Origin of the sequence: Micromonospora echinospora (assembly GCF_014203425.1) — a bacterium.
Lineage (GTDB): Bacteria > Actinomycetota > Actinomycetes > Mycobacteriales > Micromonosporaceae > Micromonospora > Micromonospora echinospora_A.
Window position 1 is genome coordinate 3,584,312 of record NZ_JACHJC010000001.1, and the last position, 16,707, is coordinate 3,601,018.

At 74.9% G+C, this 16,707-nt stretch carries 9 protein-coding genes; 5 read left to right on the forward strand and 4 right to left on the reverse strand.

What is annotated here, in order from left to right; all coding sequences use genetic code 11:
- From FHU28_RS16650 to FHU28_RS16670, 5 genes are all read left to right on the forward strand, one after another.
- The gene (locus tag FHU28_RS16650) at positions 1-3,288 is read left to right on the forward strand and encodes a hypothetical protein (RefSeq protein ID WP_184685230.1); all 3,288 of its coding nucleotides are present in this window, start codon (positions 1-3) and stop codon (positions 3,286-3,288) included.
- A 4-nt stretch (positions 3,289-3,292) separates the two neighbouring features.
- Positions 3,293-6,574 (forward strand): right-handed parallel beta-helix repeat-containing protein, encoded by a 3,282-nt coding sequence (locus FHU28_RS16655; RefSeq protein WP_311773600.1) that lies wholly within the window; start codon positions 3,293-3,295, stop codon positions 6,572-6,574.
- Positions 6,575-6,627: 53 nt separating this feature from the next.
- A complete protein-coding gene (locus FHU28_RS16660; protein ID WP_376700872.1) occupies positions 6,628-6,927 on the forward strand; it encodes a YbaB/EbfC family nucleoid-associated protein in 300 nt (99 codons plus the stop codon).
- A 119-nt stretch (positions 6,928-7,046) separates the two neighbouring features.
- The gene (locus FHU28_RS16665; RefSeq protein WP_184685237.1) at positions 7,047-7,682 is read left to right on the forward strand and encodes a helix-turn-helix transcriptional regulator; all 636 of its coding nucleotides are present in this window, start codon (positions 7,047-7,049) and stop codon (positions 7,680-7,682) included.
- A gap of 1 nt (position 7,683) precedes the next feature.
- Positions 7,684-9,879: a hypothetical protein gene (locus FHU28_RS16670; protein WP_184685241.1), complete on the forward strand. Its 2,196-nt coding sequence runs from the start codon at positions 7,684-7,686 to the stop codon at positions 9,877-9,879.
- 85 nt (positions 9,880-9,964) lie between these two features.
- Here the strand turns inward: FHU28_RS16670 and FHU28_RS16675 are convergent, their stop codons facing one another.
- The 4 genes from FHU28_RS16675 to FHU28_RS16690 all read right to left on the reverse strand — a co-directional run bounded on the left by FHU28_RS16675 (position 9,965) and on the right by FHU28_RS16690 (position 16,606).
- Entirely contained in the window at positions 9,965-11,998 is a 2,034-nt protein-coding gene (locus FHU28_RS16675; RefSeq protein WP_184685242.1) for an ATP-binding protein, read from the reverse strand.
- Positions 11,995-14,184: an ATP-binding protein gene (locus FHU28_RS16680; protein WP_184685243.1), complete on the reverse strand. Its 2,190-nt coding sequence runs from the start codon at positions 14,182-14,184 to the stop codon at positions 11,995-11,997. The genes FHU28_RS16675 and FHU28_RS16680 overlap by 4 nt, the downstream gene beginning before the upstream one ends.
- Positions 14,185-14,469: 285 nt before the next feature.
- Positions 14,470-15,711: a cellulose binding domain-containing protein gene (locus tag FHU28_RS16685; protein ID WP_184685246.1), complete on the reverse strand. Its 1,242-nt coding sequence runs from the start codon at positions 15,709-15,711 to the stop codon at positions 14,470-14,472.
- Positions 15,712-15,892: 181 nt separating this feature from the next.
- Entirely contained in the window at positions 15,893-16,606 is a 714-nt protein-coding gene (locus FHU28_RS16690; RefSeq protein WP_184685249.1) for a Clp protease N-terminal domain-containing protein, read from the reverse strand.
- Positions 16,607-16,707: the final 101 nt, after the last annotated feature.

The window sequence follows — 16,707 nt, forward strand, 5'->3', positions numbered from 1 at the left end:
ATGGCGACCCGGATCCGGGACCTGTTCGGCGGCGGCAAGGACCGCCCCGGCGGCGTCGTGCAGCACACGGTCGGCAACGCCCTCGTGGTGCACGTCGAGGATGCGATCAGCCCCGAGGCGCAGTCGCTGGCGCTGTCCATGATCGAGGACGCGGAGAACGACGTCGTCGTGCTCGACCTCGGCGACGGCATGCCGATCAGCGCGTGGGAGTCGATGGCGGGAGTGCTGCCGCGCCGCCGCCGGGGCATCCGCCTGGTCGCCTGCGGCCGGCACGGCAACTCCGCGGCGATGGCCGGCCAGTGGCTCTCCGAGCGGCTCAACCGCACTGTCATCGCCCCGGACGGCGACCTGGTACGCGGCTCGGCCGGCACGCTGTTCGTCCACTCCGTCCCGGGTAGCGGCTGGGTGCGGTTCCGGCCCGGCCGCCCGCCGGCCTGGGACGCCAAGCGCTACCCGACGCCGGCGTGGGACCGGGCCGCTGTCGACACCCGGCCGTCCAGCGCCGTCGCCGAGATCGAGCCGATCCCGGCCGGGGTCTGGATCCACAGCAACCGCGACCCGCAGGTGGTCGACCCGCAGCGGCGGCGGCTGACCGCGTACGTGCCGTGCCAGGCGGAGACCATGTCGGTGCTGCTGGGCTGCCCCGGGACGCCACCGCTGTCACTCGACGACGTGGTGCGCTTCTGGCGCGGGCTCGACGAGGAGCACCGGCAGCGGGTGCGCTTCGTGCAGTTCGGCGAGGTTCGCATGCCGGAGGGCGAGGCGTTCGGCCAGGCGATCGCCGACCTGCTCAACACCGAGGTCACCTGCTACACCGGCGTGCCGATCGGCAGCCCGCAGAAGTACGAGATCCGCACCGTGCTGCCGGACGGCGCGTTCGGCTGGGCCCCGTACGCGCTGGAACTGTCCTACTCGCCCCGGGCACACCCCAACTCGCGGGCCCGCCGGCCCACTGTGCTGCGCCACCGCCCGCCGCTGGCCGGCGCCGAGGAACTCGCGCCCCGCGTCTACTGGTTCGCCCCGGGCGCCGTTGTCGAGGTGGTGCAGAGCGGGCTCTGGGTACGGGCCACCGCCGAGCCGAAGAACGCCGAGCAGGTCCGGGCCGCGATGCTCGACGCCCGCAGCGGCACGCTCGTCTTCGACGACACCGTCCACGCCGCCGCCGAGCGGATGCGGGAACTGGCGGCCGACCTGGCCGCACGGGTGGACGGCATGGCGGGCACGGGCCGGACGCTGATGTCGGCGTCGGTGCTCGTACCCGGCGCGAAGCCGTCCAGCCCGGCGCAGGTGGTCGTCGACCTGGAGGCCGGGACGCGCGCCGTGGGCGTCCCCGCTGCGATGCCGGCGTACGTGGAGGTGGCCCCGCCCGCGCCGGTCGCCCCGGTGTCGGCCGACAGCGTGGTGGTCGCCGTTCCCGCCCCGAGCGGTGGGCGCGAGGTCGCCGCGCCGGACCTGCTCGCGAACACGCCCCCGTTGCCGCCACCGCCTGTGGTGCCGCGTCCGGTCGCGCCCGTGGGCCCGGCGGCGCCCACGCTGCCACCTCCGCCCGTGCTGCCGTTGGCGTCCGAGCTGCCGGCCCCTCCCGTGGTGCGGTTCCCGTCCGAGTTGCCGGCGCCGCAGTCGGCGACCTCCACGCCGGATCTGCCGGCGCCGCCGTGGGTGCCTTCCGCGTCGGATCTGCCGGTGCCGCCGTCGGTGCCGCACGCGCCGGAGCTGCCGCCGCCTGTGGTGCCGTTCGCCTCGGGCCTGCCGTCGCCGCCCGTGATGCCGCTCGTGTCGGAGCTGCCGTCGCCGCCTGTGGTGCCGCCGTCGGTCGAGCCGGTGCGGCCGGCCGTCCCTGGCGAGCGGGCCGCCACCGGCCTGACCTCCGCCGTGTCCGCTGCCACCGGCCCGTCGCCGGTGCTGCCGGCCGCCCCGGCCGGGCCGGACACTCCGGGCCGGTCGGTCATCTCCGGCGGATCAGGGGAGTCGGCGGGCCAGGACGGGCGGGCCGCGCTGCCCGAGCCGGTCGCCATGGTCGAGCCCGTCACGCCGGTCGGGCCGCCCGGACCGGTCAAGCCGCCCGGGTCGGGCCCGGCCGGGCGAGCAGGGCTGCCTGAGCCGGTGGCGCAGACCGAGCCGGTGGTCCGCGCCGAGCCGCCGGCGCACACCGCGCGCACCGAGGCAGGGCCGACGGCGGCAAGGGGCCAGGACGCCGCGTACCCGGTCCCCGAGCCGCCCACCATGCCGGCCGGCTTCGGCGAGCCGGAGCCGCCTACCATGCCGGCCGGTTTCGGCCAGGCGCTCGCGACGCCGCCACCGGTCGCGCCCGCTGTGCCGTCGCTGACGGTCCACGCCGTCGACCCGATCCCCACCCCGACGGCTCCGGCCCTCGCACCGGCGCCGGCCACTGCGGCGGGTGAGGCCGTGCCGTCCGGCGAGGCCGAGCCGACCGACGGAGCCGAGCCGGCCGACAGGGCCGAGGACAGCGCCGAGGCCCGGGTGCAACCGGTGCCCTCCGCCGGCGCGGGCGCGCTGCTGTCGGAGAAGAAAGGGCTCGCCGACGAGCGGGCCTGGCTGCGCCGTACGCTCAGCCGCGAGTTCGACGTGATGGCCAGCTCGGTGTCGCGGATCATGTCGCAGCACCCGGGCATGCAGGGGTCCGGCGTGTCCAAGGAGGACGTGCTCGCCGACTCGGTCGCGCTTCGGCTCTACCTGACCGGCCGGGGCCCGGGCGTCGACGCCGGCCTGCGTTCCGGCCGCAAGGGACCGCACGTGCCGTTCGCGCGTTGCGTGGTCGCCGGGGTCTCCCGGATGCCGTCCTTCCGGGGGACCACCGTCTACCGGCTGTCCCCGACCGACCGGGAGTGGGAACTCTACCGGGACCGCCGGCTGGTCACCGACTGGAGCTTCGTCAACGCGCTCACCCAGCCGTGCGCGACCGAGGACGGCGACACCGACGTGCTGATCTGGTCGATGACGGCCCGCCGCACCAGCCTGCTGGAGCCGGAGGGGGACGAGCACGTCGAGGACCGGGTGCTGTTCCTGCCGGGCACGAACTTCAAGGTGCTGGACCTGCGCCGGCCCGCGGCGGGCGAGCGCGGCGCGGTCCTGCTGCGGGAGATCGGCGCCAACGAGATCGACGACACCGGCCGGGTCGACTCCAACCGGGTGTCGCTCGACGAGCTGGCGGTCACGTCGCTGCGGCGCAGCCTCGACCGGTGGGCCACGGCCGAGCCCCGGGAGCGGATCGGTGCCGGGGCCCGTGGCCGCCTCCGGGTGCTGCCCGGACTGGACCGGAAGGGGTGACGCCGTGAGTCGGCAGGTTCTCGTGGTGGGAGACCGCAGGGCGGGCTCCTATCCGACCATCGGCTCGGCGCTGTCCCGGGCCGAGCCCGGCGCCACCATCAACGTCCACCCCGGCCGGTACGTCGAGAAGCTGGTGGTCGGCGACCGGGTGACGATCAGCGCGGTCCAGCCCGGCACCGTCGAGGTGCACGTGGAGGAGGGCAGTGTCCTCGTCGTCCGCGGTGAGGGCGCCCAGTTGCGCGGCATCACGCTGGGCAGCGCCGACGCCACGCTGGCCGCCGTCGACGTGTACGCGGGCGAGGTGGCGCTGGACGACTGCCGGGTCAGCGGCGCCTCCTGGGTCACACTGCTGGCGCGTATGCAGGGCACTGTGGCTCTGCGCGGCTGCGACGTGACCAGCTCGGCCGGCGCGGGCGTGGTGGTGATGTCGGCCGGGTCCAGCACGATCGAGGACACTGTCGTCCACGACGTCGCCACGAGCAGTGTCGTGGCGGGGGAGAGCAGCGCCCTGACCCTGCGCCGCTGCCGCCTGCAGACGGCCGGCGCGAACAGCGTCTGCGTGGGCGGCGACGCCCGGCTCACCGTCGAGCAGTGCGAGATCGCCGGGGCGGGCAAGCCGGCTCTCGTGGTCGAGCAGCGGGCCTGGGCCCGCATCCGCGGCCTGACCGTCACCGGAAGCGGGAACGTCGACGTCTTCGTCCGTGGCGAGGCTGACGTGCAGATCAGCGACTCGACGTTCACCGGCGCCGCGGTGCAGTCGGCGCACATCGCCGAGGGCGCGTCGCCGTCGTTCCGGAACTGCACGTTCGGCGGGGCCGGGCACACCGCCGTGCAGGTGCTCGGCGCCGGGCGGCCGACCTTCACCGACTGCACCGTCCTGGACTCGCCGGTCGGCGTCGCGGTCAGCGGCGGCGCTCCGCGTTTCCTCGGGCTGACGGTCCGGGGCACGCGGGAGCACGTCGCCATGCTCACCGGTGAGTCGACGGTCGTCATGCAGCGGCTGCGGGCCGAGATCACCGCGGGCGCCGGGCTCCTGGTCCAGGACGGGGCCTCGCTGGAGGGCGCCGACCTGGCCGTCGACGCCGGGGACGCGTCCGCGCTCACGCTGACCGGCCCCGCGCGGGCCGTCGTGCGGGAGGCCCGCTTCACCGGTACGGGGGCCGCCTGCGTGCGGGTGGGCCCCGGTGCCGACCTGACGCTGCGCGCGGCCCTGCTGCGGGGCTCCGGCGTACTCGTCGAGGGTGCTCTCCAGATGGGCGACAGCGAGATCGCCGACGCGGCCCGGGACGGCCTGCGGGTGACCGGCTCGGCGACAGTGACGCAGGTCCGGGTGCGCAACGCCCGGGCGGACGGTGTGGTCTTCGAGGCGGGGTCCCGAGGCTCCGTCACCGACGGCGAGGTGCTCGGCAGTGGCGCGGCCGGGATCGGCGTGGACACCGAGGAGCCGGTCGCGCTCACCCGCTGCGTGGTGCGCGACAGCGGCGGCGAGGACGTGCGCCGGGCGCCCGGCGCCACGGTGACCGCCGAGGCCCTGACGGTGGGCCGTCAGCAGGCCACGCCGCCGCCGGTCCCCGGCCCGGTGCCCGTCCCGGCGGCCGGCGACGGCGGTACGGCGGAGCGGAGCGGCGGCGACGAGCTGAGCGAGCCGTTGCGCCAGTTGAACGGGCTGATCGGTCTGCGCGGGGTGAAGCAGGAGGTCACCGCGCTGATCAACCTGATCAAGATGTCGCAGGTGCGGCTCCAGCTGGGCCTGCCGATGCCGCCGATGAGCCGGCACCTGGTCTTCGCCGGTCCGCCCGGTACGGGCAAGACCACAGTGGCCCGCCTCTACGGCTCCGTGCTCAAGGAGCTGGGAATCCTGTCCAAGGGCCACATGGTCGAGGCGGCGCGGGCCGACCTGGTGGGCCAGTACATCGGCTCCACCGCGATCAAGACCACCGAGCTGGTGACCAAGGCGCTCGGCGGCGTGCTGTTCATCGACGAGGCGTACACGCTGTCCAGCGGCTCGGGCGGCTCGGGCCCGGACTTCGGTCAGGAGGCCATCGACGCGCTGATGAAGATGATGGAGGACCACCGCGACGAACTGGTGGTCATCGTCGCCGGGTACTCCGAGCTGATGGAGCAGTTCCTCGCCTCCAACCCCGGTATGGCGTCCCGCTTCACGCGCACCATCGAGTTCCCGAACTACTCGGTCGGGGAGCTCGTCACCATCACCTCGAACCTGGTCAGCAAGCACTACTACGAGTTGACCGACGACGCGGTGGACGCGCTGACCGCGTACTTCACCCGGGTGCCGAGGAACGCGACGTTCGGCAACGGCCGGGTCGCCCGCAAGCTGTTCGAGGCGCTGATCAACAACCAGGCGTCCCGGCTGGCGGCCAACCCGCCGACGAAGGACAACGAGCTGAACCGGCTCACCGCCGCCGATGTCGAGCCCGAGCTGGCGCTGCTGGAGGACCTGCCGGTCGAGCCCGGTGAGCAGCCCGACGCGGCGACCGACCCCACCGGCGCGATCAACGCGGCCCGTAGCTGGAAGCGGATCTGCGGGCTGGTCGGCGGGCAGCGGGTGAAGGAGGCGGCCGGGCAGACGCTGTTGCGGCTCTGCGAGGGACGCAACCGCCGGCGTGGCCCCGGCCGTACCGGAAACGTGCTGATCGGCGGCGCGGCCGGCAGCGGCCGCAGCGAGTACGCCCGGCTCTACACGGCCTGCCTGTCGGAGCTGGGCCTGGTGCCGGTCGGCCAACTGGTGCGGGTGAGCACGCGCCGGGAGCTGGCGCCGCAGTGGCCCGGCCAGGCGGCCAGCCTGGTGGCCGCGGTCCTCGACGACGCGGCCGGGGGTGTGCTCCAGCTCGACTACGCCGACGACGGGTCCGGTGTGGCGCCGGAGATCGCCGAGGCGCTCGTCGCGCAGATGCGCTCCCGGCTCGGCGACCCGGTGGTGGTGCTGACCGGCGAGGAGCCGGCGTTGGCGAGCCTGCGGGCCGCGGTGCCCGAGGTGAACGAGGTGTTCGGCCAGCAGTGGTCGGTGCCCGAGTTCAGCACCGACGAGCTGGCCGAGATCGTGCTGCGGCATCTGGTGCGGCGGGGCCACGAGGTCCCGGACGACGTCCGGGAGGCGCTGCCCCGGATGGCCGGTCAGCTGCCCGAGCGCACCGTCCACGCCGCCCACCAGTTCTCGCTCGCCCTGACCCGCCGCACCGGCTCCCGCACGCTCGCGCTCGCCGACCTGGCCGCGCCGCCGCCCCCGGTCGGCGAGCGTCTCGGTGGCCTGGCCGCCGTCGGCTGACCACCCGCCCGTCGCAGACAGAAAGGCCCGGCATGCACCCCGAATCCAAGCCGATCCCACCCTCGTTCCAGGAGTTCATGGCGAACGCGCAGCGGCTCGAGGACCAGATGCGCGTCGCGCAGACGGAGCTGGAGAAGGCGATCGTCACCGGCCGTTCCCAGGACGCGACGGTAGTGGTGATGGCCAATGGCCTGGGCAAGGTCCAGGCCGTCCGGGTCGACCCCCGGGTGTACGAGCAGCGTGACGCGGCGTCACTTCAAGCGGCGATCATGGAGGCGATCCAGGCCGCCGCCGCGAACGCCGGGAAGCTCGCCACGGAGAAGATGGGTCCCGTCGAAATCAATCTTCACTGACTGAAAAAAGTCTGACCAGGGATTACGTGCACATCTTCATGGGTTGCCGAGCCCTGCGGTGCCACTGTGGAGATTTCCTGAAGGAGTCTCCACGAGACTGTCAGCCCCTACTGACAGTGATGGAGATGGCTGTGGAGCAAGTTGCCGTCTTTGTGCACGCGCCGGACCCGCTGACCCACACCGGGCTGACCGCCCACCTCCGGTCGCGGTCGGACGTCACGCTGCTGGACAGCGCGGACCGGACCCGCGCGCAGGTGCTGATCGTCGCGGCGGACCGGCTCACCACCGACGTGATCGCCATGCTGCGCCTCGCCGCGACCGAGATCGGCGCGCCCGTCGTGCTGGTCACGACGGACATCAGCGAGCAGGAACTGCTGACCGCTGTGGAGTGCCGGGTGGTGGCGGTCCTGCCCCGGGCGGCGGTCACCGCCGAACGCCTCGCGCACAGCGTGCTGGCGGCGGCCTCCGGCGGCGGGGTGCTGCCCCCGAACCTGGTGGGCGAACTGCTCAAGCACATCGAACGGCTCCAGCGCGACGTGCTCAACCCGAACGGGCTGAACGCCTCGGGGCTCACCGCGCGCGAGATCGACGTGCTCCGGCTCATGGCCGAGGGCTTCGACACCAACGAGATCGCCGACGAGCTGCGCTACTCCGAACGTACGGTGAAGAACGTCATCTACGGCCTCAACCACCGCCTGAAGCTGCGCAACCGCTCACACGCGGTCGCCTACGCCCTGCGCTCCGGCATGATCTGAGGTGATCACCCGCCACACCGTCGGGAACGCTCTGGTGCTGCACCCCCGGGAGCGGATCAGCCCGGAGGCCCGTACGGTCGCGCTGTCGGTGGACCCGGATCCGGACAACGACATCGTGATCCTCGACCTGCAGCACGAGCTGCCCTTCGACGTCTGGGACACGGTCGCGACCGAGTTGCGCCGGCAGCGCCTGCGCCGGGGCATCCGGCTGGTGGTCTGCGGGGCGCGCCCCGAGACCGGGGCGCTCGCCGGCCAGTGGCTCTCCGACCGGCTGGGCCGGCCGGTGATCGCGCCGTTCGGGCAGATGATCCCGGGTGCCGCCGGACTGCTCTTCGTGCACGGCACGGACCTCGGCGGCTGGGTCTGCTACCGGCGCGGCCGGGCACCGGCCTGGCAGTCGAAGCGCTATCCGGCGCCGGCCTGGGACGGGGCCGCCACCGACCACCTCACCATCAGCTCCACCTGCGCCGCGGAGCCGCTGCCGGGTGGTGTCTGGCTGCGGGAGAGCCGCGACGAGGCCGCGGTCGCCGGGCACGGCAGCCGTCTGACCTCGGCCATGGCGTGCCTGCCGCAGGCGATGCCGGTCCTGGTGGGCTGTCCCGGCACGGCCCCGCTGCGGCTCGACGACGTCGCCCGGTTCTGGCGTGGGCTCGCGCCGGAGGGCCGCGAGCACGCCCGCTTCATCCAGTACGGTCCGGTCGCGCTGCCCGACGGCGAGCAGTTCGGCCAGGCGCTCGCCGACGTGCTGGGCTGCTCGGTACGGGTCTTCACCGGGGTGCCCACCGGCCGGCCGGACGACCCGGCCATGTTCACCGTCACCGCCGACGGCGGGACTGGCTGGCAGGTGTTCGCACAGGAACTGGCGTACGGTCCCCGGGCGGCGCTCGGGGCGGCGGCGACGCCGCGCATCGTCAGCCACCGCGCGCCCCCGGAACTCGGCGAGCCGGTCGGCCCCGGCGTCTACCAGTACGCCCACGACGCGGTGGTCGAGGTGATCCCGTCCGGCCTCTGGCTGCGTGGCCCGCAGCCGTCGCGTGACGCCGACCGGATCCGCGCCGTACCGCTGGACCCGGCACAGGCCCGGCTGGTCGTGGACGACCCGGTGCCGGCGGTGGCCGACCGCCACCGGGAACTGGCCGGCGACCTGGCCGCGCGGCTCGACCCGGCCACCCGCGGGCGTACGGCGGTGCGTCCGTCCTCGCTCGTGGCGCCGGCACGCCCGTCGGCCCCGGCGTTCAGGACGCGCCGGCACGCGCCGGATCAGGCCCCGGTGCCCCCGGTTCCCGCCCCGCCGCCGGTCGACCTCACCGTGCCCGGTCCGGTCGCCGCGCCGCTGGCCGCCGAGGTGCTCCTCCCCGCCGTGGCCGGCGGCGGTGGGGCGACCTGGGCGAGCGCTCCGACGATGGCGCTGCCGGTGTACCGCGCCACGGCGGCCGCCAGCTTCCAGCGCACCCCCGTCGACGAGGCGAGGGGCGTACGCCCCGGTCCCGACCTGGACGAGGAGCGGGCCTGGTTCCGCCGCGCGTTCCGGCACCAGATCGCCGCTGTCGCCGCCGACGTCGCCCGCGTGCTCGCGGCGCACCCGGCCCTGCCGGACGGCGCGGACGCGGTGGAGTACGCGACAGCGGTCCGCCTCTATCTCACCGCCGCGGGGGACGGCGTCGACCGGGCACTGCGGTCGGCCGAGCCGGGTGGTCACGTGCCGTTCGCCAGGTGCGTGGCTGCCGGGACGCGCCCGCTGCCCGTGCACAGCGGCGTCACGTACGCCACCGCCGCCGTGGCCACGGCGGACCTGCGCCGGATCGCGCAGCGCCGGGTGCTGACCGACTGGGGGTTCACCAACGCGCTCGCCGAACCGCCGGCCGACCTGCCGGGCGACGTCGAGGTGCTGATCTGGTCGGCCACCGGGCGGCGCACGGGCGCGCTGGAGACCGCCACCGGCGTGCCCGGCCGCGTCCTCTTCCTGCCCGGTACGGCCTTCGCGGTGCTCCACGTGCGGGAGCCGGCCGCCGGTGCTCGCGGCCGGCTGCTGCTGCGTGAGCTGGCCGCCGGCGACGCGGCGGCGGACGAGCGGGCGCGGCACGACGCGCTGGCCCTCGCCGCCCTGGACCGGCACGTCGCGGGCGGCGCCGGCCCGGGTACGCCGGTCCCGCCGGCCGCGGCGCGCCGCTTCGTCGGCGTGCCCGGGCTGCGCTGAGCCGCTGCCCGCGCGCTGCTATCCGCGCCCGCCGCTGTCCGGGCACGCCGCTGCCCGCGCGGCGCTGCGCGGGCAGCGTTGCGCGCTACCCGGCGAGGCCGTCCAGGAGGGCCGCGAGCGTCTGCCGCTGCTCCGGCGGGCACCGGCCGCTCGTCAGGGCCCGGCGGAACAGCTCGCGGGCCGGCTCCGGCGCCTGCCGGGACACCTCGTCGCCGTGTGCGACCAGCCAGTCCACCTGCCAGTCGTCGACCTCGGGCGGCCCGGCGAGGAGGTGTTCGGCGACTCGGACGGCGGCGCTGCCGTTGTCCGCGAGCGCCTGCGCCGCGTACCTGTGCAGGGTCGGCCGCAGCGCGGCGGGGATGCTCCCGGCGAGCGCCCGCCGCAGCACCGGCTGCCGGAACGCCAGCTCGCTGCCCGCGCCCACGAGGACGGTCGCGGCAACGGCCTCCTCCAGGTCGGCCATCAGGTCGAACGGCGTCCGCCCGGTGACCGCGGCGAGGTCGGCGACGGCGAACTCGTCGCCGAGCAGGGCCGCGTACCGCAGTGCCTCCCGGGCGCCGGGGGAGAGGTGGTCGAGGCTGGCCCGGACGGTGTCCACAAGTGAGCGCGGCATGCCGTCGGCCCGCACGTCGACCTCGGCGAACCCGTCGACCACCCGGACCCCGTCCTCCGCCACCAGACCGCTCACCAGCTCCCGCGCGTACAGCGGATTGCCCCCGGTCAACGGCGCCAGCGACCGCAGCGTGGCGCCGGGCGGGACGCCCACCGCCGTGCCGAAGATCTGCTCGATGTCCGACCGCGGCAGGGGAGCGAGCCGCATCAGGTGCCCGTCGCGTGTCGCCACGCCCCGCCGCAGCCGGGCCAGGTCGCGGCGGCTGGGCTCGGGCCGGGTCGTCGCGACGAGCAGCAGCGGCAGCCACCGGGTCAGCGCGGCCAGCCGTTCCCAGGTCAGCAGGCTCGCCTCGTCGGCCCACTGGAGGCGCTCGACGGCCAGCACCAGCGGACCGGCGGCGGTCAGCTGACGGACGTGCGCGAGCACCCGGTCGACGGCCGTGTCCGGGTCGTCGTGCGGCGCCGCCTCCTCGCCCAGCGCCGCGCGCATCACGTGCAGCGGGATGCGGCTGCTCAGTTCCTCGGCGACGCCGTGCACGACCCGCAGGCCGAGGGCCCGCGCCTCGTGCAGCGCCGCGTCCAGCAGCGCGGACTTGCCGATGCCGGGCTCGCCCTCGATCCACACGATCGCGCTGCGTCCCTCGCGCGCCTCACCGAGCAGGCCGCGCAGCAGCGCCAGCTCGCCGTCGCGTCCGACGAGGCGGCGACGCCGCACGGCCGGCCGGGCGACCACGGCGGCCGCAGCGGCGGCCGGGGTCGTGGGCGGCCCCGACTCGGTGAGAATCCCGCTCTGCAGCTCACGCATCGCCGTGCCGGGCTCGACGCCGAGCTCGTCGGCCAGCACCCGGCGCGCCGCGTGGTAGACGTCGAGCGCCTCGGTGCCGCGACCGGCCCGGTGCAACGCGCGCATCAGCAGCTCGTGGAACGGCTCGTGCAGCGGGTGGTCGCGGACCAGGGCGGTCAGGTCGGCGATCGGGCTCTCGTCGCATCCACCGTCAAGGATCAGCCGGGCCCGCCGTTCCGCCGCGGCGATCCGCAGCTCCGCCAGGCGGTGCCGGTCGAGCTCCGCGAACAGCGCGGCCACGTTGGCGTACGCGTCGCCGTGCCACAGCGCGAGCGCCTCGTCGAGCAGCGCCACGGCCTCGCCGGGCCGGCCCGCGGCGGCCGGCGCCTCGGCCGCCTCGCACAGCGACACGAACCGGTCGGCGTCGAGCGCGCCCGGGTCGAGGCGCAGCGTGTAACCGGCCCGGCCGGACAGCAGCCGTCCGCCGGCCCGGCCCAGGCTGCGCCGCAGGCCGGAGACGTACGTGTAGACGTTGCCCGCCGCGGCGCCGGGCGCGGAGCCACCCCACAGCGCCCGGATCAGCTCGCCACGGGTGACCGGCCGGTTGGCGTTCGCGGCGAGCATCGCGAACAGGGCACGCCGCCGGGCCGGTCCCAGGTCGATCTCGGCTTCGCCGTTCCAGGCGCGTACCGGCCCCAGAACGTTTACCCGCAGTTGCGTCACGAGCGGCCGACGACCGCCGGCCCGGCGCTGCGGGGCGGGCTGTCGGAGCCGGCGATCCGGCTCATCTCGGCGCGCGTCGCGGCGTCCGCGGTGTGCGCCGACACCCAGGTCGCCTCGGCCCGGGCCGGGAGGCCGCAGCGGTGCAGCACCCGGGCCAGCTGCGCGGTGAGCACCTCGCGGGACGACGCGGAGAGGCCGGGCGAGGCGACGGCGTGCCGCAGCACCGCGATGGCGGGCGCGGGAGCGGCGACGCTCAGCTGCGCGGCGTGGGCGGTCAGCCAACCCTGCACCCAGGCGTCGACCGGCACCGGCCCGGCCAGCAGCTGACCGGCGACCCGGCCGAGGTCGCCGCCGGCCTCGGCGATCCGCTGCGCGAACTGCCTGTGCATCAGCACCCGCAGCGCGGTCGGGATCGCGCCGCGCAGCACCCGGCGGATCACCGGGTGCCGGAACCGCAGGCGACGGCCGTCCTCGACGAGCACCCCGGCGGCGAGCGCCTCCTCCACAGCCGGGACGAGCTGCGGCGCCGACCTGCCGGTGACCGCGGCGAGGTCGGTGACCAGGTAGTTGTTTCCCAGGAACGCGATCGCCCGCAGCAGCTGCCGGGTGTCGTCGGCAAGCGGTTGCAGGTGCCGGTTGACGGCTTCGGTCAGCTCGGGCCCGGGCGTGTCGGCGGTCCGGCCGTCGCGGTCGGCGAGCACGAGCTGGCGGAGGTAGAACGGATTGCCGGCGGAGGCCGCGACGAGCGCGCGTACGGTGTCCGCACCCGGGCCGGGCGGACGGGCCCAGGAACGCGCCAGTCGGGTCGCCGTGTCGTCGTCCAGCGGCCCGAGTTCGACGAGCGCGGTGCCGTTGCGGGGCAGCACCCTGCGCAGGAGACGCACCTCGTACCCGGCGGGCACCGGGCGGCAGGCGGAGACGAGCAGCAACGGCAGCCGCTCGGTGAGGTTGTGCAGCGCGTGCCAGACCAGCAGCGACATGTCGTCGGCCCACTGGAGGTCGTCCAGGACCAGCAGCAGTGGCCGCTCGGCGCAGCGCGCCACCACGAACCGCTGGACCGTGTCGACGACAGTCATGGTCGGTGGCGCCCCGCCGGAGCAGGCGTGCAGCGAGGCGGGCAGGCCGCCGTCGTCGCCCAGCGACAGGCACTCCAGCACGATGCTCAGCGGCATCCGGTACGCCAGCTCGTCGCCGACGCCCCAGCCGACCTGGACGCCGAGCGGCGCCGCGTCGCGCAGTCCCTCGGCGAGCAGCGCCGACTTGCCGATGCCCGCCTCGCCGCTGATCCAGAGGCTGCCCCCGCGCCCGGCCGTGAGCGCGGTGACCGCCTGCCGCAGCCGGGCCAGCGCAGCCCTACGCCCCTGGAAGCCGGGGTGCGGGGGCGGCGCCGGGCTGTGTCCGCGCGTCACGGTGGGATTCGTGCCGAGTATCTGTTCGTGGATCCGGCGGACGGCGGCGCCGGGCTCGGTGCCCGACTCCTCCACCAGACGGTCCCGCAGCGTGGCGTAGAGCGCGCGGGCGTCGGCGGTGCGGCCCTGCGCGGCGAGCGCCCGCATGGCCACCGCGTACAGGCTCTCCCGGCCGGGGTGGCGGTCGACGAGCGCGAGCAGGCGGTCGACGACCTCGGCGGCGCGCCCGAGGCCCAGCAGCAACTCCGCGCGCCGCTCCACCGACGTCAGGTACAGCTCGCCGAGCCGGATCCGCTGGCTGACCGCCCGGGGCCCGGGCACGCCCACCAGCGCCTCGTCGCCCCGCCACTGGGCGAGCGCGGCGTCGAGCGCGGCCAGCTCGCCGGCCACGTCACCGGCGGCACGCGGCGTGCGGGCGCGTTCGCGCAGCCGTTCGAAACGGTGGACGTCGACGGTGTCCGCCGCGACGTGCAGGCGGTAACTGCCACCCTCGGACGTGAGCACGCCGCCGGAGGACCAGCGGCCGCGATCGGGTTCGAGCACCCGGCGCAGCGCGGAGACGTACGTGTAGAGGTTGCCCTGCGCGCTGGCCGGCGGCCGGTCGCCCCAGACGGCGGCGATCAGCTCGTCCTTGGACAGGCCGCGATGCGGGGTGAGGGCCAGCGCGGTGAAGACGGCCCGGCGCTGGGCCGACCGCATCGTCAGTTCCTGCCCGGCGAACGTGACCCGGAGGGGGCCCAGCAAGCGGATGTCGAAGCCACTGCACTGTGCCGTCATGCCGTCCTCGTGGTGACCCTGTCCCGGTGACAACCATCCGGGCGGAACCCTAGCTCACCCATCCATTATGTCAACTTCGTCGGCATGGCCTGAAGCCTTACGGCACATGGCTTCCGGTGCGCTCACCGGTCGGTGAAGGCCCCTGCCGATCGCGCTAGCAGGGGCCTTCCGGCGGCGGGCTCGCACTGGCCGCGACGGCGGCCCGGCGACCGCCCGGTGCCCGGCGAGACGTTCCTCACCTCCCGGCGGGCGGACGCGGCCGGTCGCCGCCGTGTCAGTCGTGTCTCAGCTTCCGGCGCACGTGACGGTGGCGCCGCTGCCGTTGCCGGCGCCCTGGAATCCGAAGGTGGTGCTCTGGCCCGCGCCGACTCGCCCGTTGTAGCTCTGGTTCGCCACGGTGACGGTGCCGCTGGTTCCGCTGGGCACGCCGTTCCACAGGGAGCTGATCGATGCTCCGCCCGGCAGGGTGAGCGTCACGCGCCAGCCGGTCAGCGCCGTGTTGCCGGCGGTGACGGTGACGGTGACGGTGGCGACGAACCCGCCGTTCCACTGGTCCTGGACCACGTAGGCGGCCGAACAGGACGGGCCGCCGCCGGGCGGCGGCGTGGTGGGCGGGGGAGCCGTGGGTGGCGGCGTCGTGGGCGGAGGGGTGGTGGGCGGCGGCGTGGTAGGCGGCGGGTCGCCGTCGAGTGTCAGGTTCTTCTGCTGAACCGTCCACTGGGTACGGCACAGGCCGCAGTCCGGGCCGACGAAGTTGGACCCGGCGCTCACGTCGCCCTTCAGGCGCCATTTCAGGTAGAGCACCGCCACCCGGCCGAACTCGCCGCCGTTGGGCTGGTCGTAGGTGCCGCCGTGCCCGACGTTGAGGTTGCCCATGAACGCGGGCAGCCCGGACGGCAGCTTGCCCCAGTCGTCCATGGCGTTGGGGTAGGCGATGTCGCTGGGCCCGCCGACGAAGTAGGCGATGGGCTTGGTCAGCCTGCGCAACTGGTAGTCGTCGGCGTCGTTGAGCAGCCCGCTGCTGAAGATGCCGGTCGTGGTGACGCGCGGGTCGTTGGAGACGGCGTACGCCTCCAGGCCGCCGCAGGAGAAGCCGGCGACGGCGATCTTCGTGGTGTCGAGCCGGTTGTAGTACTTGCTGCCCGACCGGGAGTTCTCCGCCACCGCCCAGTCGATGGACTGGGTGAGCATCTGGGCGTTTGTGGAGCCGGAGCCGTTCGGCGCGCCGTTGGCGATGGCGAGGAAGCCGTGGGAGGCGATCTCGCGGAGGAAGTTGCCCTGGGACAGGCCGTTGGCCGAGCACGCGCCGTTGCCCCACACCAGGACGGGTAGGCGTTCGGACGGGAGTGTCTGGGGCCGGAAGATGGTGTGGTTGGCCAGGGTGGACGAGGTTTCGTAGTCGGCGGGGTAGGGGCCGGAGCCGCCGATCGCGGCGCCGGCGGGCGTCGCGCCGAAGGCCATGATCACGGAAGCGGCCGAAACGACGGCGGCCGCCAGCCCCGCGTAGATGCTCGATCTCCTTCTCATCGGTCCTCCAGCGACTGACGCGACGGCGCCCTTGGTGGTGACGGTGTGCGGTCACTATCACCAGCGTAACGAAAAGTGTCAATGTAAGGTCCGCTGGGTGGGCGCGACTTCGCGCTGGTCGAGGGCCCGAGGTGACGCCTCGGTCGAGCGATGCGAAGCCGGCCCACCTCTGCGCCGCGCGTCAGGCGTCGGTCGCGTCGAGCCGCTTCTGCAGGCGGTCGAGCCGGTCGAGGACGTCGTGCATCATCACGCGCAGGACCGTCGTGTCGGCGTCGCGTCCGGGCAGCATCCGCCCGAACGCGACGCCGTGGTAGAGAGCGGAGAGGGCGGCGGGCGTGATGACAGCTGTCACCCCGGTGCGGCGCAGCGCGTCGCCCGCCTCGCCGTCGTCGCGCAACAGCCCGAGCAGCAGGTGGCTGCCGGTGGTGACGGGCGAGGCGTGCGCGGTGGCCTGCCCGGCGGCGGCCGCCAGCACCGCCAGGGTGGCCGGTGACGTGGCCGGCACGGTGGGCGTCGCCGTGGCGGCGGGGGCCTCGCCCAGGGCCGCGCGGATCGTGGCGGCGGGGAAGCCGAGCAGTTCGACGGTGTTCAGCACCAGGCTCTCGCCCTCGTCGAGGAAGGCCCGCAGCAGGTGGACCGGCTCCACAGTGCCCGCCCCGGAGGTGGACGCGAGGGCGTACGCCTGGTGCAGGATCGCCGCGACGTGGTGGTTGGCCGGCGGGGTCAGGGTGAGCGCGGCGGGCAGTGCCCGGGTGGTGGGTGTCTCGTGGGCCGCGCCCGCGGCGCCGTCCAGCGCCTGGGTCAGCGCGGTCTGGCAGATCCGGGAGACCGGTAGCCGGGCGTCGCGGACGCGGTCGGCGAGGGCGTCGGGCAGATAAACGTTGACCTTGGGCACCTGACCGATCCTGTCACGCGAGCGCTGAGCAGGTCACCCCTTGATCGCCTACATTTCCTAGGGTTATAGTAGGGTTATGCCCGCGCTGCTGACCACCCGAC